Raw genomic sequence first — 19,253 nt, forward strand, 5'->3', positions numbered from 1 at the left:
CGACGATCCGTGCCGGCGGCTTACGACTATCGGCGGCGGCGTAGGGCTCTTCAAGCTCGACCGTCGTCAGCCGCGAGCGTCGATCCAGAACGGCAGGACGAAGCGGTCGGTGTTGAACGGCTCCGGCGCGATCAGGGCGAGCGGTTTCCGGTAGTCCTGGATCTGGAAGAACAGGTGCGGCAGGCCGAGCGAAGGGTCCTGGGAGACCACGGGGTAGGGCGCCGCGGCCTGCCACTGCTCGTCGTAGCGGATCGTGCCGGAGACGCTGCGGTAGATCACCGCCTTCAGCGCCTTCGCCACCTTCCGGTTCTGCTCGAAGCCGCCGGGCCCGGCGGAGCCGCCGGCGAGGGAGGCGGCGAGCACGTAGTGATGCAGCGCGCTGTAGGACTGGCAGCCGATGTGCGGCGTCGAGCCCTCGCCGAAGCGGGCGACGTAGCGTGAGGCGAAGCTTTGGCCCATCTCGTCGCGCAGCAGGCCGATCACCGTGCTCGTCAGCACGCCGACGCCTTTGCCCTGAGCGATGTCCGAGAACGACTGGTGCATGGCGCCGTACTGGAGATAGACGAGGCTGTCGGTCGGCCGCTCCATGAACTGCAACTGAAAGCTCGCAAGATCGCCCGAGTAGAAATGCGTGTTGGCGATCACCGCGGGCTCCGTCGCGCGGATCGCGTCGAGCGCCTCGCGCCAGTCGGAGGTCGGCGTCTGCACGATCTCGGGACCGAAGCTCACGCGCCAGCCGAACTTGGCGGCGGACGCGGCCATCGCCTGGGCGATGACGATGCTGTAGGGTTTTGAACCCGACACGATGGCGATGCGGTTCGACGACGGCTTCCACTGGCCGGAGTCCCGCAGCCACGAGATGAACTTCAGGAAGCCCGGCCCGTACCAGTAGTCGGCCGGGTCGGTCATGAAGCAGCCGAAGTAACGGTCGGGATCGCTCATCACCGTGTCGTGGTGCTGGAGCAGCGTGTTGGCGTGGATGTAGATCACGCCAGCCTCCGCCACCGGCTCGTACTCGGAGTTCTGCGGGCCGATGTTGTAGCCGTTGACGATGGCGTGGACCTTGTGCGTCCCGATCAACGCGCGGGCCGCCGCGACCACGTCCTCGGCCCCCTGGCGTCCGGTGTCCGCGAAGATCGGCTTGATCGGGCGGCCCAGAAGGCCGCCACGGGCGTTCACCTCTTCGGCCGCCAGGATGACGCCCTTGCGGAACTCGGCGCCGTCGGCCGCCGAGGGCCCGGTCAGGGGCACCATGCTGCCGATGGGAATGAAGGCGTCGACCACGGCGTTCGTCCTTCCGGCGTTTCGGTGTTCAGACGGGGTCTCGTTCGAACAGCAGATGGTGCATCATCACCCTCAGCCGGGGTGGGCTGACGGGCTTCACCATCAGGGGCACGCCCGCGGCGCGGACCCGCTCGACGACGCCGGGCTCCGCGTCGGCGGTGATGATGCAGGCGGGGATCTCCGCTTCCGACACGGCCCGGACGTGGGCGATCACGTCGAGGCCGGTGCTCATGCGGATGCTGTAGTCGGCGATGATCAGCCGTGGCCGGAAGCCGCCGGCGACGATCGCCGCGGCCTCCTCCGCTCCCGCCGCGGAGCGCCGGTCGACGCCCCAGCGGTCGAGCAGCTGGCCCATCGCCTCCCGCAGCGCGTCATCGTCTTCGACGAGCAGGATGGGCGCGCCGACGAACTCTCCGGCGACCGCCTCGTTGACCTCGGTCTCCACGACCTCGCTGTGCCAGACGTTGCCGAGCGGCACGAACACCGAGAAGCGCGACCCGGCGCCCGGCGCAGACTTCAGCTGGATCCGATGGCCGAGCAGGTCCGACAGGCGCTTGACGATGTTGAGGCCGAGGCCGAGGCCGGTCTTCTCGAGCCGCCGGTCGTCCGCCGCGCGGTAGAACTCGTCGAAGATCCTCTCCTGGTCCTCCGGCGGGACGCCGCGCCCGGTGTCCACGACGTCGATGCGCAGCCCGTCGCCGCGCCGCCGGCAGCCGACCAGCACGCCGCCGACGTCGGTGAAGCGGAGCGCGTTGGCGACGATGTTGCTGAGGATCCGCTCGAGCAGGGCGCGGTCACTGGACACCGCGGCGCGGGCGCCGACGATCCGCAGGCGCAAGCCCTTGTCCGCCGCCTGATGCCGGAACTGGATCTCCAGACGCTCGAACAGGGTCGACAGCTGGAACGTCGCGATCCGGGGCTTGATCCGGCCGGCGTCCAACTGTCCGATCTGCAGCAGCGCGCCGAGCAGGTCCTCCATCACGGACGCCGACACGTCCATGCCGTGCAGCAGTTCGCGACGGCGCGCCTCGTCGGTCTCGCGCACGCAATTGAAGATCATGATCTTCAGCGCCGCGAGAGGCTGCCTGAGGTCGTGGTTGGCGGCCCGCAGAAAGCGCGACTTCGCCTCGTCGACGGCCTCGGCCTTCTCCTTTGCGGCCAGCAGCGTCGCCTCCCGGCGCTCCGCGGCGGTTACGTCCGAGAGCATGGTGACGGCGCCGCCGCCGTCGACGGGGGCGATCGACATCCGGACGACGCGCCCGTCCGCCGATTTGTAGTCGGCTTCGCTTTCGTCTCCGAAGGCCACGGCCTGGTCCGCGATCCAGAGCTCCGGCGGAACTGGCAGCCGCCACTCCCGGGAGGCCGCGACGGCCGTCAGGAAGCGCGCGTAGGGGAGGCCGACAGGCAGCGCGAAGTCGAAGCTCTGGCGGAACGCGCGGTTTGCGAAGAGCAGGGCGCCCGTCTCGTCCCAGACCGCGGCCCCGTTCGGCAAAGCGTTGAAACCGGCGAACACGCGACCGGCGTTCGCCTCCGTCGCAGCCTCTCCGTCAGCCACGGCCGGGGTTGGCGCCGCCGAACAGGCTCATGGCGTAGTGCAGGGCCGCGGATCTGTCGGGCAGGTTCAGCTTCTTCATCGCGTTGCGCAGGTGGACGCGCACGGTCTGCTCCGCGACGCCGCATGCTTCCGCGATCTTCCGCACCGACTTGCCCCGTCCCAGCAGCTCGAGAACCTCGCGTTCGCGGTCGGTGAGAGCCTGCGCGTCCGACGCCGGCTCGGGCGCCGCGTCGGCCGACGTTCCGGGGGCCGACCGCTCGATGATGCGGCGCGGGAACGACACCTCGCCGGCGAGGACGCGCTCCAGCGCGCGCTCCACTTCGGGCGCGCCCGCCGACTTCGGGATGTAGCCGATGACGCCGTGTTCGACCGAGCGCATGACGTGCTCGACGTCCTCGTGCACCGAGACGACCACGAGCGGGACGGTCGGGAACTCCTTGCGCAGTCGGCGCAGCCCCGCGAAAGCCTCGAACCCCGGCATCACCAGGTCGACGAGCATGAGATCGACGTCGGGATGGCGCGCCAGCGTGTCCGCAGCCTCCGCGAAGCTCTCCGCTTCGTAGATCTCGATCGTCTGCTCCAGCCGCTCCATGACCTGTTTGAGCGACTGCCGGACCATCCAGTGATCGTCGGCGATCACGACCTTCAGCCGCGCGCCCGCAGGGGCCTCGCGCGAAGCGTCGGAACGCGGCGCGTGGTCGGCGCCGCCTGCGCGGCCGCAGCGCCTCAGCTTGGGGTCGACGCTTTCGAGGGAGTTCAGCATGGTTCCGATCTAAACGAATTGGCTAGCTTACTCAATAGCCACTTTGGGAAGACGCCTGCCTCATGCTTAGGCGAACCGAGGCGCCAAACGCAGAGAGGCGTAGAACAGAGCGCAAAAGAAAATTCGTTTCGTGGGACGAAATGCAGTTGACACTCTAAAAGCCCGCCGCCTAGCCTCTAGCCCAGAGAGCTAGACGTAATGCGTAGTGATCTCGCGATCGTTTAACGCGACCCTGGGGGCGGCACGATGAAAGACATCACGCGGCGGACACTTGTGAAGGCGACGGCGGCGGGCGGCGCCGCGGCGGCGCTCTCAGCCCCCTTCATCTCGCGGGCCTGGGCGGCCGAGCCGATCCTGCTCGGCGTTCCGACCTCGCAGACGGCCGCCGCGGGCGTGGCCGACGACCTCGATCACCTCAACGGCACCACGCTCGCGATGGAGGAGATCAACGCCGCCGGCGGCATCCTGGGGCGGCCGCTCAAGCTCTACGTCACCGACGTCGACAAGCTTTCTCCCGAGAGCTGCCAGCAGGCGATCGCCGCCTGCGTCGACGCCAAGGTGCACGCGATCTCGAACGCCTTCGTGTTCGTGCCGATCCCGGCGATGGACGCCTCGGCCAAGTACAAGTGCCCCTATCTCAACGGCAATACGCAGCGCGCCGCCACCGAGGCGTTCAAGAAGAATCCGGACAAGTACAGCCATGTCTTCCAGACGGACCCGTCGGAAGTCCACTACGGCTACACCTACCCGATCTGGCTGAAGGCGATGGAGAGCTCCGGCGCCTGGAAGCCGAAGAACCGCAAGGTGCACATCGTCCAGGAGCAGGTCGCCTACTGCCAGACGATTTCGCGCGCGGCCCAGGAGGCGCTGAAGAAGAGCGATTTCGAGGTCGCCAAGATCACCGACATCCAGTTCCCGGTGCAGGATTGGGGCCCGGTGATCCAGGAGCTGAAGGAGGTCGACGCCGGCGCGATCATGATCGACCATTGGGTCGCCGCCGAATACGCCGCCTTCTGCAAACAGTTCCAGGCCGATCCGGTGCCGGACTCGCTGGTTTATCTTCAGTACGGCCCGTCGCAGCCTGAGTTCCTGACGCTCGCGGGGGAGGCGGCCAACGGCTTCTGCTGGTCGACGGTGCTCGGCGTCTACGCCGACGAGAAGGGCAACGCCTTCCGCGCCAAGTACAAGAAGCGTTTCCCCGGCATCATGGGCCTCGTCTACACCGGCAACGGCTACGACATCGCCTACTATCTGAAGGCCGCGTGGGAGGCGACGGGCGATCCCTCCAACTTCAAGGCCGTGTGCGACTGGATTCGCACGCACCCCTACCGCGGGGTCTGCGGCTACATGGACATGAACAACGAGTACCAGGAGTCCGGGCATTTCCCGGACAACGGTTTCGCGGTCACGGCGACCGAGCTCGAGAAGGGCATGAGCCAGCTCTACGTCCAGGTTCAGGACGTCGAGCATAAGATCATTTACCCGTACGAGATCAAGGAATCGGCGCTCAAGCCCGCGCCGTGGTGGAGCTGATGGCGGCGCCTGCGGCGCGCGTTTCGGACGCGCCGCTCTTCGCGTGCGAGGACATCACGCTCGATCTTGGCGGCCGCTCGATCCTGCACGGAATCAGCCTGAGCGTCCGTCCCGGCGAAGTGCTCGGGATCATCGGACCGAACGGCGCGGGCAAAACCAGCCTGTTCGAGGTGCTCTCGGGCCGCATGCGGCCGAAGAGCGGGCGGGTGACCTTCAGGGGCGAGGACATCACCCGGCTGCCGCTGCACGCGCGGGCGCGCCTCGGCGTCGGGCGCACCTACCAGACCCCGGTGGTGCCCGACGAATTGACGGTCGGCCAGACCTTCAAGGCCGCCCGTCAGGCCTACCGCCCCTATCTGACGCGGCTCGACGCGGAGTACGGCGCGGAACTCGTGCATCTGCACGTCGACCACGATGACGCGACCGCGCAGCTCGAAACCATGAACCGGCGGAAGCTGCTGCTGGCCTGCCTGCTCATGCGGCGCCCGGCGATCCTGCTGATGGACGAGCCCGCGGCCGGCCTCATCAACTCCGAGGTCGACGAGATCGACCACCTCATCCGCATGCTCTCGAAGGAGATGAACGTGGCGATCGTCATCGTCGAGCATCGGATCGAGCTGCTGGAGACCATCGCCGACCGCGTGATGGTGATGGATGCGGGCTCCGTTATCGCCTCAGGGTCGCTCGCCGACATCCTGACCGACCCCAAGGTCCACGCCGCCTACTTCGAAGGGCCCGGCGAAGGGGACGCCGCGTGAGCGCCCCCGCCGCCGTCTCGCCGGCAGCGGCGCCGGAGCGGCGCGAGATCCTGAAGGTCAAGGGCCTGTCCGCCGGCTACGGCCCGATGCGCGTCATCCACGACCTCGACCTGTCGGTCTACTCCGGCGAGCGGGTCGGCATCGTTGGCCTGAACGGCCACGGCAAGTCGACCCTCTTCTACGCGATCGCCGGGCTCACGGGCTGGCAGCGCGGCTCGATCCTGCTGAACGGCGTGGAGGTCGGGCGGACGCGCAGCCAGGGTCCGGGCCGCTACACCCACCTCGTGGTGCGCCAGGGCCTCGCGCTCATTCCGCAGGGCGACGAGATCTTCCACGGCCTCACCGTCGAGGAGCACCTCGACTCCGGCGCCTTCACGCCGCGCGCTTGGAAAGAGCGCAAGGAGCGCAAGGAGAAGATCCTCAAGATCTTCCCGCCTCTCGTGAAGCTGTTGAAGACCCCGGTCGGCCGGCTGTCCGGCGGCGAACGGCGCATGGTCTCGATCGGCCGCGGGCTGATGGCGGACGCCTCGCTGTTCCTCGTCGACGAGCCCTCGCTCGGCCTCGCGCCCAAGATCGGCAAGGGCGTGATGGAGGCTCTGTTCGACGTCGAGCTCGGCCAGTCCGCGATGATCATCGCCGAGCAGAACGTCGCGCTGCTCGAAGGCCGCGTCGACCGCGTCATCGGCATGCATGTCGGCAAGCTCAAGGGCGAGGCCTCGGCGTCGCTGTCCTTCCAGACCCGCCGGGAGCTCTGATCCCATGGACGTCGGCTTCATCCTGACCAACGCGATCGTGCTCGCCTGCATCTACGGCACGCTCGCGATCGGGCTCTCCATCACCTGGTCCAGCGTCGGCCTGATCAACCTCGGCTACGGCTTCATCTTCGCGCTGTCGGGCTACGGCGCCTGGCTCGCCTCGCAGTACGTCTCGACCAACGGCGTGGTGGTGCTCACCGCGGGCGTCCTGACCGGCGCGCTCGGCGGGCTGCTGGTCTGCGCGCTGGCCTTCATCCCGATCCACGACAAGCCGAATTTCACCGTCCGCGGCCTGATCGCGACGCTGGCCATCAGCCTCATCGGCACGCAGGCGCTGCTCTACTTCTTCGGCCCGCGGTCGAAGAACCTGCCGGACATCTTCGGCTTCTGGAAGGTGAACGTCGGCGGGATCGTCCTGACCTCCGACAAAATCGGCAACGTCGTCGTCTCCATCGTCGTGGTGACCGCGGTGCTGCTCTGGATGCGATCGAGCCGGCGGGGGCTCGAGATCCGGGCGATGATGATGAACCCGCACGCCGCCTCGATTGTCGGCATCGGGGTGCGCAAGACCGGCTTCTACGTGATGGCGATCACCGGCGGGCTCGCGGGCCTCGCGGCGGTGCTGCTGTCCCAGACCTATTACATCTCGCCCTTCGGCGGGCTCGCGCCGATGATCAAGGGCGTCAGCATCGCGCTCTGCGGCGGGCTCGGCAGCGTGCGCGGCGCGGTGATCGCGGCGATCATCCTCGGCCTCAACGAGGCGCTCACCGCCCGCCTGCTCGGCGGCCAGTACGTCCTGATCACCCAGTTCATCCTGATCATCCTGATCCTGCTCGTCCGTCCCCGCGGCATCGCGGGCATCCTCGACCGCGCTCGGGAAGCTTGAGCATGACCGGCCATACCTGGCGCAATCCGCTTTATTTCTGGGGCGTCGAAGGCGCGGAGAAGGAGGTCCCCTCCATCCCGCACAAGAGCCCGCAGGACGTGTGGGACGAGACCACCACGTCCAAGGCGACGATGCTGCCGGTCGGGCGGCTGCGCTACTACTACAAGTGGCCGGGCCACGGCGGCCTGACCTGGCCGCGCTTCCGCTACTGGGGGACGCGCCGGCGGGCGCTGAACATCCGCAGCGTCTACAATCCGAAGACGATGCGTCTCGAGAAGACCATCGTCGACAAGCGGCCGATCTGGTGGGTGCTCGGCCTGCTCGCCTTCATGCTGGCGCCGCTGGTGATGCCGACGTCGTTCCAGAACACGCTGCTGACGGCGGGCGCGACCTTCTCGATCTACGCCGCGATCAACCTCTGCTGGATGCTGATCATCGGCACCGCCGGCATCTACTCGCTGGCGAGCTACGCCGTGGTGGGCGCCGCGGCGTTCGGGACGTCGTGGCTGTCGATCAACCTTGGCCTGCCCTGGTGGGCGCTGCCGCTTGTCGGCGCCGGCATCGGCCTGGTGTTCGGCATGATCATCGCCGTGCCCGCGATCCGTCTCGACGGGTTCTACTACGCGCTGCTGACCATCGGCCTGAACGAGCTCTGCCGGGTCTACACGCTGCAGTCGAAGCAGTTCGGCTCCTCGACCGGCGGGCTCTACGGCGCCGATACGTACATCCCGCAGGGGTGGGACCAGTACGACCAGTCGCTGCTCGCCTACTACGCCTGCTTCGGCGTGATGCTGGCGGGCCTTGCGCTCTACCGCTTCATCGACGGCCGCAGGCTCGGACGCATCCTGAAGATGGCGCCCGAGAAGCGCGAAGCCTTCGCGGAGGCGACCGGCGTCGACTTTCGGCGCGCTCGCATCTGGGTGTTCGTGATCTCGTCGATCGGGCTCGGCTTCATCGGCGGGTTTTACGCCGCTCATTACCGCGGCGTGTCGTTCTCGATCTTCAGCTTCGACACGGTGCTGCTCGGGCTCGCGATGCTGGTCATCGGCGGCATCGGCCGGGCCGAGGGCGCGGTGGTCGGCACCGCAATCGTGATCCTGCTCGACAAGGTGCTGCTCTCCACCGGCCCGCTTCGGCTGATCCTCATCGGCCTGATCATGCTTGGGGTGGTGCTGTTCCTGAAAGGCGGGCTGTTCGGCATCAAGGCCCAGTTCCGGGCCTGGCGCGACAAGAAGAAGAGCGAACGCCGGTCCATGCGGGCCGAGAAAGGAGGCGAGATGTTGCCTGAGGAAGCCACCGAGACCAAGGACAAGGACCTTCTGTACTGGCGCCGCTACGACAAGATGCAGCGCGAGTTCCTGAAGACGGTGATCTCGCCCGAGCTGATCGAGGAGCACCGCAAAAAGCCGCTCGGCCAGCACAGCGAGCCGCTGGAGCGCCTCCTGCTCTACTTCCGCCGCGCGCCCCAGAACGACAAGTACGCGATCGTGGCTGTTGAGCCGTTCAAGGCCTACCGCATCGTCGCCCTCTCGGGGCAGCGCGGCGTCGCGCCGCGCATCGTCGAGGACAAGATCTACACGTCGACGGACGAGGCCTATCACGGCGTCTTCCTCCGCCGCGTCCAGGATCTCCTCGAGTCCTGAGATCTCCTCGAGTCCTGATCATCGCCGCCGACGGCGCTCGGCGATCGCGTTTCGGAGCATGACATGGCCCAGGTGAAACTGTTCGGTTACGCCGACAAGATCTCGGTGAAGCCGGGCGAGAGCATCGACATCCACGTCTCGGCCGACGGCGTGGAGACAGCGGACGCCAAGCTCGTGCGCCTGATCCACGGCGACGAGCATCCCGACGGCCCCGGCTTCATCGAGGAGGAGGTGGCTTGCGAGGCGGACGGCGCCTGGGCCGTGCGCAAGCAGTACACCCAGGTCGGCTCCTACCTGAAGGTCGACGACCCCACCAACGTGCTGGCGCTCGACGGGCCGATCACGCTGTTCGCCTTCATCTTCCCCGGCATACCGGACGCGGGCCTGCGGCAGTGCCTGCTTGCGCGCTGGAACAACGACCGCAACTTCGGCTACTCGCTCGGGATCAACCAGCGCGGCCATCTGGAGTTCTGGGTGGGGCAGGGGAGCGAGGTCGACTACATCCAGGCGGAGGCCCCGCTGCTGGTGAAGATGTGGTACTTCGTCGCCGCGAGCTACGATCCCAAGACCGGCCGGACGGAGATCTATCAGGAAAGCGTCGCCAACCGGTACAACAGCCTGCTCGGCAAGGTCTGCCCGATCGAGTACCGCAGCCACGTCACCGAGACCTTTCGTTTCCGGCCGAAGCATCTGGCCGAAACGCCGTTCCTGATCGCCGGTTCGCAGGATTTCCACGAGACCCGCGGCGCCTTCGTCTCCGAGACCTACTGCGGCAAGATCGACCGCCCCGGCGTCTACGGCCGCGCCCTGACCCGCGCCGAACTGGACGAGATCCGCGACGGCAAGCCGCCGAAGCCGGACGGTCTCGTCGCCTACTGGGACACGACCGCGGGCTACACCGACCAGGGGATCGGCGACGTCGTGATCGACGTCGGCCCGCACAGGCTGAACGCGCTCGGCTTCAACCGTCCCGTGCGCGCCCAGACCGGCTGGAACTGGAACGGCCGCAACGACTGCTTCCGCCTCGCGCCGCAAGAGTACGGCGGGGTCGAGTTCCACTACGACCAGGTGGTGGATTCGAACTGGGAGAAGACACGGACGGTCCGGCTGCCCAACGAACTCAAGAGCGGCTGCTACGCGATCCGCCTGCGGGCGGGGCCGGGCAAGGGCCTCGCGGAAGAGTACGTCGTGTTCTTCGTCCGGCCCAAGACGCCGAAGGGCAAGGTCGCGCTGCTGTTCCCGACCGCGACCTATCTCGCCTACGCCAACGAGCATCTGAGCTTCGACGCCCAGATCATCCAGCCGATGACCGGGCAGCCGCCGATCGTCACCGAAATCGACATCGAGATGTACAAGAATTGGGAGTTCGGCTTCTCGACCTACGACAGCTGGGCCGACGGCAACGGCGTCTGCTACACCTCCTACCGCCGCCCGATCCTGAACATGCGGCCCAAGGCGCGCATGTCGAGCATGGGCGTCACCTGGGCGTTTCCCGCCGACCTCTCGATCCTCGCCTGGCTGGAGACGAAGGGCTACGACTACGACGTCGTCACCGATGAGGACCTGCACCGCGAGGGCCTGGCGGCGATCGAGCCCTACGCCTGCGTGCTGACCGGCTCGCACCCCGAATACACCTCCGAGCCGATGCTGGACGCGATGGAGGACTACGTCGCCGGCGGCGGGCGCTTCATCTACATGGGCGGCAACGGCTTCTACTGGAACGTGGCGTTCCGGGAGGAGGAGCCCTGGGTGATGGAGGTGCGCAAGCTCGACTCCGGCATGCGCGCCTGGCAGGCGCGGCCGGGCGAGCACTATCTCGCCACCACCGGGCAGAAGAGCGGGCTCTGGAAGAACCTCGGCCGTCCGCCGCAGAAGACCTTCGGCGTCGGGTTCATCGGCGAGGGCTTCGAGACCAGCCGGCCGTTCCGCCGGATGCCCGACAGCTACCACCGCACGGTCGACTGGATGTTCGAGGGCATCGAGGGCGAGATCATCGGCGACTTCGGCCTCGCCTACGGCGGCGCCGCGGGCCTCGAACTCGACCGCTACGACCTCACGCTCGGCACGCCGCCGCACGCCAAGATCATCGCCTCCTCGGGCGGCCACAGCGACAACTACATGCTGTCGATCGAGGAGATCCTCTACCCGTACCCCGGCCTCGCCGGCTCGCAGGACTACCGGCTGCGCGCCGACCTCGTGTACTTCCCGACGCCCAACAACGGCGCCGTGTTCAGCACCGGTTCGATCGCCTTCTGCCAGGCGCTGCCGATCAACGGCTTCGACAACAACATCTCGAAGCTGCTGGGCAATCTGGTCGACGCCTTCACTAAGCCCGGACTGCTGCCGGGATCGTTCTGGGTGAACGAGGAGAAGCAGTGGAAGTGAGGGCGGGCGTGAGCTCGCAAATCCTGGCTCTCTAAGGGAGAGCCTCGCGTCGTATCGCGGCCTTGGCGGAATGACGACGCGATAGATCGCATCGACGCAGAGCGTCGCTTCATTCTGTGTCCCCGGCTTCCGCGCTAGAACTCGACTCCCGCCTGCGCCTTCACGCCATCTCGGAAGGGGTGCTTGATCTGGGTCATCTCGGTGACGAGGTCGGCGATCTCGATCATCTCGTCCTTGGCGTTGCGGCCGGTGACGACCACATGGCAGCCCTCGGGCCGCGCCGCGATGGCGGCGAGCACCTCCTTCAGGTCGAGGTAGTCGTAGCGCAGCACGATGTTGAGCTCGTCGAGGATCACCATCTTGATCGAGGGATCCGCGATGAAGCGCTTCGACATCTCCCACGCCTCCTGCGCGGCGCGGATGTCGCGCTCGCGGTCCTGCGTCTCCCAGGTGAAGCCCTCGCCCATGGCGTGCACCTCGACCTGATCCGGGAACCTGCGCAGCAGGTCGCGCTCCCCGCTCTCCCACGGGCCCTTGATGAACTGCACCACGCCGACCTTCTGGCCGTGGGCGATGGCGCGCATCGCCATGCCGAAGGCGGCGGTGGACTTGCCCTTGCCCTTGCCGGTGTGGACGATCAGCAGCCCTTTTTCGACCTGCCGCTCGGAGACGATCTTGTCCTGATGCTCCTTGCGCTTTTTCATCTTCTCGGCGTGGCGGGCGAGATCTTCGGTCATCGGGCTCTCCTTTATCCCTCCTCGCGCGCCAGCGCGGGGAGGGTGGCCTCGGCCGTCAGGTCGAGGTCGGGTGGGGTCTTCGACGTCGAGCGCAGTCCGGCGGCGAACCCCACCCGGCCGGCTTCGCCGTCCACCCTCCCCTGTCCCAGGGGAGGGATCGCTAGCGCTTCCAACTGCGCCATCGCGCTGTTGCGGGTCGGCCGCCAGAAGCCGCGGCGCTCCGCCTCCAGGAAGGCGCGGGCCATGGCGGCGAGCGCCGCGGGGTTCGCCTCCGCGATGAATCCGCGCACCGCCTCGTCGCCGAGATAGGCGCCGTAGAGCGCGTCGAACTGGTGCGAGCCGACGACGTCGGTGGTGGCGGCGAAGCCCGAGAGGTTCGTCACGGTCGCCAGCATCTCCGCCGCGCCCTTGTGGCCGTGCTCGCGCATGGCGTCGATCCACTTGGGGTTCGTCGCCCGCGCCCGCACCACCAGCGCGATCTCCTCTTGGAGCGAGCGCACCACCGGCGTCTCGGTCCGGGAGGTGTCGAGGTGGTAGATCGCAGGCGCCACGCCCTTCAGCGCCTCCACCGCCGCGGAGAGGCCGCCGGCGAACTCGTGGACGTCGTCGGAATCGAGCAGGTCGAACTCGCGGGCGTCCTGCGTCTGCACCACGCCGTCGACCCCTTGCGCGATCGCGTTCAGCTCCGCCCGGGCCGCCGTTCCCTCAACGCCCTGGGCGTAGGCGAAGCCGCTCGCCGTGAGATAGGCCTCGGCCAAATCCGCGCGGGTCTCCCAGGCGCCGGCGTCCAGCAGCGGCGCGAGGCCCGTGCCGTAGGCGCCGGGCGCCGCCCCGAACACGCTGTGGCCGGCGCGGCCGGCCTCCGCCTCAGTGCGCAGGCGGGCGCGGATCGGATTGGCCTCGTCGTCCTCGCCCAGCGCGCCGACGAGCCGAACGGCCTCGTCGATCAGGTCGATCTGGAACGGGAAGGCGTCGCGGAAGAAGCCGGAGATGCGGAACAGCACGTCCACGCGCGGGCGCCGAAGCTCGGCCAAGGTCAGCGGAACGAGCCCCACCACGCGGGACGAGCCCGCCTCCCACTGCGGGGCGACGCCCATCAGCGCGAGCGCCTGGGCGATGTCGTCGCCGCCGGTGCGCATGTTGGCGGTGCCCCAGGCGGAGATGGCGAGCCGGCGCGGCCACTCGCCCTGATCCTGGAAGTGCCGGCGACACAGCACGTCGGCCGCCGTCCGCCCCAGCCGCCAAGCGGCCTCGGTCGGGGCCGAGCGCGGATCGAGCGCGAAGAAGTTGCGGCCCGTGGGCAGCGCGTCAAGCCGCGCCCGCGTCGGCGCGCCGGACGGGCCGGGCGCCACGAAGCGCCCGTCGAGCGCGCGCAGCAGGCCGTCGATCTCGGCCGCGCCGGAGACGTCGACGCGCGGCGCGACGACGGTCGCGAGTTCATGGAGGACGGCCCGCGATCCCTCCCCTGGGACAGGGGAGGGTGGCCCGGCGAAGCCGGGTCGGGTGGGGTGGGCGTCGGGACTGAGCTCTACGCCCGCGACCCCACCCGACGCCGCCTCCGGCGGCGCCACCCTCCCCACGCCTTCGGCGCGAGGAGGGATCCCCGCGCTCGCCTCCACCAGCCGCAACGCCAGGCGCTCCAGCCGCTCTACCGTGTCGCCCACGGTGCGCCAAGGCTCGTCGGACACCTCGACCAGCGCCACGGGCCGCGGGCCGGTCCAAGGCGCGGCGAAATCGGGCCTGAGCGGGTCGAAGCCGTGGAGCCCGAGATCGCTCGCCAAGGCCCGCGTCAGCGAGGCGTCCTCCGGCCGCGCCCCGCGTGGGGAGCGCACCAGCGCGACAAGCAGTTCGGCCCGCTTCGCGCCTGTCGGCGAGCGGCCGAAGACATGCAGCCCGTTGCGGACCTGAAGCTCCTTCACCTCGCACAGGAAGGCGTCGAGCTTGGTCAGGGCGTCGTCGGGGTCGTCGGCGATCGAGAAGCCGCAGTCGCGGTCGAGGCCGAGACTCGCCGCGCGGGCGAGGATCTCCTTGCCCAGGCTTGCCGCCCGGCGCGGGTCCAGCCCCTGCGCCTCGGCGTATTCGTCCACCAGCGTCTCGACCTCGCGCAAATCAGCGGTTCCGTCCGCGCGCGCGAGAGGCGGCGTGAGGTGATCGATGATCACGGCCGCCGCACGGCGCTTGGCGGCGGCGCCTTCGCCGGGGTCGTTCACGATGAAGGGGTAGACGTGGGGCAGGGGCCCCAGCGCGATCTCGGGGTAGCAGGCGCTGCTCAGCGCCAGCGACTTGCCCGGCAGCCATTCGAGGTTGCCGTGCTTGCCGACGTGGACGACTGCATGGACGCCGAAGACCTCGCGCAGCCAGACGTAGAAGGCGAGGTGACCATGGGGCGGCGGCAGGTCTGGATCATGATGCGCGGCCTTCGGGTCGACGTCGAAGCCGCGTGAGGGCTGCACGCCGAGGACGAGGTTGCCGTAGACGCGCAGCGCGAGGCGGAAGCCGCCGGCGGCGCGGTCGAAGGTCGGATCGCTCTCGGGCGCGCCCCAGCGGTCGCGCATCTTGTTCCGCGCGGCGTCCGGGAGGGCGGCGAGGAAGCGCGTGTAGGCGGGGAGGTGGAGAAGCGCCGCGCTCGTGTCCCGGCCTTCGCCGGGACAAGCGGTGGAGCGTGTCAGCGCCGCCGTCATCGCCTCCACCACCGCGGCGCCGGTCTCCGGCGCGCCCCCCGCCGCGTAGCCGGCGGAGCGCAGGGCGTCGAGCATCACGGCGGTGCTTTGGGGCGTGTCGAGGCCGACGCCGTTGGCGAGGCGCGCCGCGCCGGTGGGGTAGTTGGCGAGGATCAGCGCGACCCGGCGGTCGGTCCGCGGCGTGGTGCGCAGCCGCGCCCAGTTCGCCGCGAGGTCGGCCACGAAAGCCACGCGGTCAGGAGCCGCCTCGAAGGCGACGATCTCCGTCTCGGTCGCGGCGTCGACGCGGCCGGCGGTCTTGAAGGCGATGGCGCGCGTGAAGATACGGCCGTCGATCTCGGGTAACGCCACGCCCATGGCGAGGTCGCGCGCGCTCAAGCCCCGGGGGGAGGCCTCCCAGGTCGCGCGGTCCATGGCGGCGAGCGCGACCTGCAGCACCGGCGCGTCCGCCGAATCGAGCGGCGTCGCGGCCCAGACCGCGCCGGGCTTCGACACCGCGAACACGGTCGTGTTCAGCACCACGGCGGGGCGGACGGCCGCGAAGGTCTCGCGCACGAAGGCGGCGGCCGCGGCCTCCTTCAGCGAGGAGACGAAGATCGGCAGCGGCCCGAGGCCTCGGGCGACCAGCGCCGCGATGAGCGCGTCGATCGCAGCGACGTCGCCGGCCTGGTACTGCGCGCGGTAGAACACGATCGGCGACGCGGGCGCGCCTTCTGGCCACTGAGCGGCGATTGAGCCAAGGTCCGGCGCGGCGAGGCCTGGCCAGTAGAGGCCCGCGGCGGGCGTCGCGATCGGCTCGGCGCCGACCGGCGCTCCGTCGACCCAGGCGCGGCAGGCGTCGAGCGCCGCCGCGACGTTCGCGGGCCCGCCCTCCACCAGCAGTCGCCACAGCCGGTCGGCCTCGTCCAAGGGCACGGTGGAGCGGGCGATAAGGTCGGGATCGGCGTTGTGGCAGCCGGGCATGACCGCGAGCTTGACGCCATGGCGCCGCGCCATGCGGACCGCCTCCTCGACCCCGTAGGGCCAGTAGGCGGCGCCGCCGAGGAGCCGCAGCACCAGCAGCTTGGAGCGCGCGACCGTCTTCTCGAGGAAGAGATCGACCGACATGTTGTGGCGCAACTTCTGCAGGCTCGCGAGCCGCAGCGACGGCGCCCCGTCGCCGAGCGCAGCATGCGCGCGGGCAAGGCCCGCGATCTCCGTGTCGGCCGCGGAGACGATCACGACGTCGGCCGGCGTCAGGTCGAGATCGACCGCCTCCGTCCCGTCGCCGATCGGCTGCCCTTGGGCCTTCAGGAGGTGCATTCAGATCTCCTCGATGGAGGCGCGCGTCGTCCCGGCCGGCGCGGCGCAGCCGCGCAGAGCCGGGACCGTCTTCAGAACGAAGCGCCGCTTCCTCATGACGATCCCGGCTCTCGACTGACGCCTCGGCCGGGATGACGGCATCCGCTTCACCCCGCCAACGCCTTCGCGATCGCGGCCTGGTCCACGCCCTTCTCGCCGATCACCACCAGCCGGCCCAGCCGCGCTTCGCCGGGCTTCCAGGCGCGGTCGAAATAGGTGTCGACGCGCGTCCCGACCGCCTGCACCACGAGCCGCGCGGTCTTGCCCGCCACCGGCACGAAGCCCTTCAGCCGCAGCACGTCGTGCGCCTCGAGCACGCGGCGCACCCGCGCCTCCAGTTCGCCGGCGTCGGCGGCCTCGGGCGTCTCGGCGATGAAGCTCTCGAAGTCGTCGTGGTCGTGCTGCACCTCGCCCTCGAGCTCATGGGTCGTGGGGCGCGCGTCGATCTTGTCTTCGACGCCCGAGGCGAGGCTCAGCAGCACGTCGGCCGGCAGGTCGCCGTTGGCGGCGGACACCACGCGCACGCCGGCGCTGGAATGCGTCAGCACGTCGGCCTTCACGGCTTCGATCTCGTCTTCCGACAGGCGGTCGGCCTTGTGCACGATGATGAGGTCGGCCGAACGGACCTGGTCCTGGAACAGCTCCTCGATCGGGTTCTCGTGATCGACGTTGGGGTCGGCGGCGCGCTGGGCGGCGACCGCCTCCTCGTCGTGGGCGAAGCGGCCGTCGCGGACCGCGGGGCCGTCGACCACGGTCACCACGCCGTCCACCGTCACGCGGGTCGCGATTTCCGGCCAGCGGAAGGCGCGCACCAGCGGCTGGGGCAGGGCGAGGCCGGAGGTCTCGATCACGATGTGGTCCGGCGTCGGGTTGCGGGCGAGGATCTTCTCCATGGTCGGGATGAAGTCGTCGGCGACGGTGCAGCAGATGCAGCCGTTCGCGAGCTCGACGATGTCCTCCTCGCGGCAGGCCTCGCTTTCGCAGGCGCGCAGCACGTCGCCGTCGATCCCGACGTCGCCGAACTCGTTGACGATCAGCGCGATCTTCCGGCCGCCGGCGTTCTGCAGCAGGTGGCGGATCAGCGTGGTCTTGCCGGCCCCGAGGAAGCCGGTGACGACGGTCGCGGGGATCTTGTGGGATGCGGTCATGGGGTCGGCTCCTTCGGGAGCTTGAGATTGAGGGGGAGGCCCGCCGCCACCAGCGTCACGCGGTCCGCGATCGCGGCGACAAGCTGGTTCAGCCGGCCCTGATGATCGCGGAAGGCGCGGGCCAGCGCGTTCTCGGGGACGATGCCGTAGCCTACCTCGTTGGAGACCAGGACGACGGGAGCTTGCGCGGCGCCGAGCGCCACGAGCAGGCCATCGACTTCGCGCTCCACGTCGAGATCCGCCAGCATCACGTTGGTCAGCCACAGCGTCAGGCAGTCGACCAGCAGCGCCGTCCCGGGCGCGGATTCGGCGGCGACGACGCCCGCGAGCGCCAGCGGCGCCTCGACCGTGCGCCAGCCCTCGCCGGCGCGGTCGGCGCGGTGACGGGCGATCCGCTCCCGCATCTCGTCGTCGAAGGCCTGCGCCGTTGCGACATAGACGAGGTCGAGCCCGGTCGCCGTCACCAGCCCCTCGGCGAAGCGGCTCTTTCCAGAGCGCGCGCCGCCGAGGACGAGGGTGACGGTCCCGCGGCGCGCGGGGATGGGCATCGTCCCGTCAGGCCGCCGCGAAGCGCCCGCGCAGGGCGCCGGCGAGAACGCCGATCGCCGCCCAGAACACGAAGCCGGTGACGATCACCGCCACCACGAAGTCGTGCTCCAGATCGCGCGGGATGGCCGGCGCTTCGGTCGCCTGTGGCGCGCCGATCACGTGCGGCGCGGCGATCAGCACGATCGCGCCGAGCGCAGCCATGGGCGAGCGGCCGTAGGCGAGCAGGGCGAGGCCGGCCGCGGTCGCGATCGCCGTGCCGATCCACCAGATCTGGCGGTCCATCAGCGGCGCCCCTTCGACGCCAGGCGCCTCCGGCGGCAGGCCGATGGAGGGCGCGAGCGTGAACACCGCGAAGCCGGCGAGGCCCCAGAACAGGCCCTCGCGCCACGAAGTCAGGCCGCCCTTGAGCTCACTCGCGGCCACAAGCAGCAACGCGAAGCCGACGCCGCTGACGACGTTGGCGGCGAGCGTCCAGAGGAAGCGCTCGGCCCCGTCGGCGGGCGCCCATTCGTCGCCGCCGCCGTGCTCGTGGGCTTCGGCCGCCGCCACGTCGGCGGCGGACGCCGCGAGGTGGTCATGGACGCCAGAGGCTTCATGGTCGTGGGGCTTTGGCGCCGACGCCTCGGAGCGCGCCTGCTCGAAGACTTCCGCCTTCACGATCAGCGGCTGGGCGCCGAACTGCTGGACGACGGTCAGGACGACGCCCGCGCCGAAGCCCACCAGCGCCGCGAGAAGGACGATGGTGCGAAAGAGGGTCATCTTGGTGATTCCCTCAGTGGCAGGGAAAGCCGATGGAATGCCTGTGGTCGTGCGCCGCGTTGTGGGCGGCCGCCATCTGCGCGAAGCCGGTCCCGCCAATTACGATCACGCCAAGCAGAAAGGCGCAGACGATCGGCAGCGCGCGGGTCGCGGAGAGGGCGCCGGCGCGGGTCGGGGAACGGGTCAGGTCGGTCATCACAGGCCTCATGTGCCCTCCCACCGAGGGCGTTGGCGGTTGCTCGCGGTTCCGGCAGGTGTCCTGGCTCGCGGGTCGCGGCGGTCGCGCCGGCCTTCCCAGGTCGAAACCCAGTGGCCATGGTCCTTGGCGCGCCGCTCGCCGCTCACAGTTGCGGGGGCAGCTCCGGATTCGACGCGCCGAGGCGCGTCCCACCGGATTCCCTCAGAGGTCCCGAAGGACGCCGAAGCGAATGACCGAGGCGTAGCAGACGACGGAGGGCGGGACAACGGAAAGCGCA

Annotated in this window: 15 protein-coding genes and 1 riboswitch; of the genes, 6 read left to right on the forward strand and 9 right to left on the reverse strand. The window is 69.4% G+C overall.

All coding sequences use genetic code 11. The annotated features are described in order from the left end of the window. Positions 1-66 precede the first annotated feature (66 nt). The 3 genes from K244_RS0104210 to K244_RS0104220 are packed head-to-tail and all read right to left on the reverse strand — an operon-like array spanning position 67 to position 3,602. Positions 67-1,284 (reverse strand): ABC transporter substrate-binding protein, encoded by a 1,218-nt coding sequence (locus tag K244_RS0104210; RefSeq protein ID WP_020184998.1) that lies wholly within the window; start codon positions 1,282-1,284, stop codon positions 67-69. A gap of 28 nt (positions 1,285-1,312) precedes the next feature. Continuing rightward, complete coding sequence (locus K244_RS21460; protein ID WP_020184999.1) at positions 1,313-2,839, reverse strand: hybrid sensor histidine kinase/response regulator; 1,527 nt, start codon at positions 2,837-2,839, stop codon at positions 1,313-1,315. Continuing rightward, positions 2,832-3,602 (reverse strand): response regulator transcription factor, encoded by a 771-nt coding sequence (locus K244_RS0104220; RefSeq protein WP_020185000.1) that lies wholly within the window; start codon positions 3,600-3,602, stop codon positions 2,832-2,834. Before K244_RS0104220 ends, K244_RS21460 begins: the two co-directional genes overlap by 8 nt. A 246-nt stretch (positions 3,603-3,848) precedes the next feature. Here K244_RS0104220 and K244_RS0104225 point away from each other — a divergent pair, with 246 nt between their 5' ends. The 6 genes from K244_RS0104225 to K244_RS0104250 all read left to right on the forward strand — a co-directional run bounded on the left by K244_RS0104225 (position 3,849) and on the right by K244_RS0104250 (position 11,562). Then, a complete protein-coding gene (locus K244_RS0104225) occupies positions 3,849-5,135 on the forward strand; it encodes an ABC transporter substrate-binding protein (RefSeq protein WP_024816301.1) in 1,287 nt (428 codons plus the stop codon). Continuing rightward, a complete protein-coding gene (locus K244_RS0104230) occupies positions 5,135-5,893 on the forward strand; it encodes an ATP-binding cassette domain-containing protein (RefSeq protein WP_036306209.1) in 759 nt (252 codons plus the stop codon). The genes K244_RS0104225 and K244_RS0104230 overlap by 1 nt, the downstream gene beginning before the upstream one ends. Continuing rightward, positions 5,890-6,648, forward strand: a complete 759-nt coding sequence (locus tag K244_RS0104235) for an ATP-binding cassette domain-containing protein (protein ID WP_020185003.1) — start codon at positions 5,890-5,892, stop codon at positions 6,646-6,648. The genes K244_RS0104230 and K244_RS0104235 overlap by 4 nt, the downstream gene beginning before the upstream one ends. A gap of 4 nt (positions 6,649-6,652) precedes the next feature. Next, positions 6,653-7,534, forward strand: coding sequence for a branched-chain amino acid ABC transporter permease (locus K244_RS0104240; RefSeq protein WP_020185004.1), 882 nt, complete (start codon positions 6,653-6,655; stop codon positions 7,532-7,534). A 2-nt stretch (positions 7,535-7,536) separates the two neighbouring features. Beyond that, on the forward strand, positions 7,537-9,177 hold the full coding sequence (locus tag K244_RS0104245; RefSeq protein ID WP_020185005.1) for a branched-chain amino acid ABC transporter permease: 1,641 nt from the start codon (positions 7,537-7,539) through the stop codon (positions 9,175-9,177). 63 nt (positions 9,178-9,240) lie between these two features. Further along, positions 9,241-11,562 (forward strand): N,N-dimethylformamidase beta subunit family domain-containing protein, encoded by a 2,322-nt coding sequence (locus K244_RS0104250; RefSeq protein ID WP_020185006.1) that lies wholly within the window; start codon positions 9,241-9,243, stop codon positions 11,560-11,562. A gap of 134 nt (positions 11,563-11,696) precedes the next feature. Here the strand turns inward: K244_RS0104250 and cobO are convergent, their stop codons facing one another. From cobO to K244_RS0104285, 6 genes are all read right to left on the reverse strand, one after another. Further along, positions 11,697-12,299, reverse strand: coding sequence for a cob(I)yrinic acid a,c-diamide adenosyltransferase (gene cobO / locus K244_RS0104255; protein WP_020185007.1), 603 nt, complete (start codon positions 12,297-12,299; stop codon positions 11,697-11,699). Between the two features lie 11 nt (positions 12,300-12,310). After that, a complete protein-coding gene (gene cobN / locus K244_RS0104260; RefSeq protein WP_020185008.1) occupies positions 12,311-16,282 on the reverse strand; it encodes a cobaltochelatase subunit CobN in 3,972 nt (1,323 codons plus the stop codon). Between the two features lie 146 nt (positions 16,283-16,428). Continuing rightward, positions 16,429-17,469, reverse strand: coding sequence for a cobalamin biosynthesis protein CobW (gene cobW / locus K244_RS0104270; RefSeq protein ID WP_020185010.1), 1,041 nt, complete (start codon positions 17,467-17,469; stop codon positions 16,429-16,431). Beyond that, complete coding sequence (cobU, locus tag K244_RS0104275) at positions 17,466-18,017, reverse strand: bifunctional adenosylcobinamide kinase/adenosylcobinamide-phosphate guanylyltransferase (protein WP_020185011.1); 552 nt, start codon at positions 18,015-18,017, stop codon at positions 17,466-17,468. The genes cobW and cobU overlap by 4 nt, the downstream gene beginning before the upstream one ends. Before the next feature lie 7 nt (positions 18,018-18,024). Continuing rightward, positions 18,025-18,777, reverse strand: coding sequence for a CbtA family protein (locus tag K244_RS0104280; protein ID WP_020185012.1), 753 nt, complete (start codon positions 18,775-18,777; stop codon positions 18,025-18,027). A gap of 13 nt (positions 18,778-18,790) precedes the next feature. Next, positions 18,791-18,973, reverse strand: a complete 183-nt coding sequence (locus K244_RS0104285) for a CbtB-domain containing protein (protein WP_020185013.1) — start codon at positions 18,971-18,973, stop codon at positions 18,791-18,793. Positions 18,974-19,008: 35 nt separating this feature from the next. Next, a riboswitch (cobalamin riboswitch) is annotated at positions 19,009-19,216 on the reverse strand. Positions 19,217-19,253: the final 37 nt, after the last annotated feature.

Origin of the sequence: Methylopila sp. 73B, from assembly GCF_000526315.1 — a bacterium.
Classification (GTDB): domain Bacteria; phylum Pseudomonadota; class Alphaproteobacteria; order Rhizobiales; family Methylopilaceae; genus Methylopila.

What these genes read in the sequence shown, in the direction of transcription:
- K244_RS0104250 (WP_020185006.1), top strand. Translation starts at nt 9,241, where the DNA reads ATGGCCCAGGTGAAACTGTTCGGTTACGCCGACAAGATCTCGGTGAAG.
- K244_RS0104285 (WP_020185013.1), bottom strand. Translation starts at nt 18,973, where the DNA reads ATGACCGACCTGACCCGTTCCCCGACCCGCGCCGGCGCCCTCTCCGCG.
- K244_RS0104240 (WP_020185004.1), top strand. Translation starts at nt 6,653, where the DNA reads ATGGACGTCGGCTTCATCCTGACCAACGCGATCGTGCTCGCCTGCATC.
- cobW (WP_020185010.1), bottom strand. Translation starts at nt 17,469, where the DNA reads ATGACCGCATCCCACAAGATCCCCGCGACCGTCGTCACCGGCTTCCTC.
- K244_RS0104280 (WP_020185012.1), bottom strand. Translation starts at nt 18,777, where the DNA reads ATGACCCTCTTTCGCACCATCGTCCTTCTCGCGGCGCTGGTGGGCTTC.
- cobN (WP_020185008.1), bottom strand. Translation starts at nt 16,282, where the DNA reads ATGCACCTCCTGAAGGCCCAAGGGCAGCCGATCGGCGACGGGACGGAG.
- K244_RS0104245 (WP_020185005.1), top strand. Translation starts at nt 7,537, where the DNA reads ATGACCGGCCATACCTGGCGCAATCCGCTTTATTTCTGGGGCGTCGAA.
- K244_RS0104220 (WP_020185000.1), bottom strand. Translation starts at nt 3,602, where the DNA reads ATGCTGAACTCCCTCGAAAGCGTCGACCCCAAGCTGAGGCGCTGCGGC.
- cobU (WP_020185011.1), bottom strand. Translation starts at nt 18,017, where the DNA reads ATGCCCATCCCCGCGCGCCGCGGGACCGTCACCCTCGTCCTCGGCGGC.
- cobO (WP_020185007.1), bottom strand. Translation starts at nt 12,299, where the DNA reads ATGACCGAAGATCTCGCCCGCCACGCCGAGAAGATGAAAAAGCGCAAG.
- K244_RS0104225 (WP_024816301.1), top strand. Translation starts at nt 3,849, where the DNA reads ATGAAAGACATCACGCGGCGGACACTTGTGAAGGCGACGGCGGCGGGC.
- K244_RS0104230 (WP_036306209.1), top strand. Translation starts at nt 5,135, where the DNA reads ATGGCGGCGCCTGCGGCGCGCGTTTCGGACGCGCCGCTCTTCGCGTGC.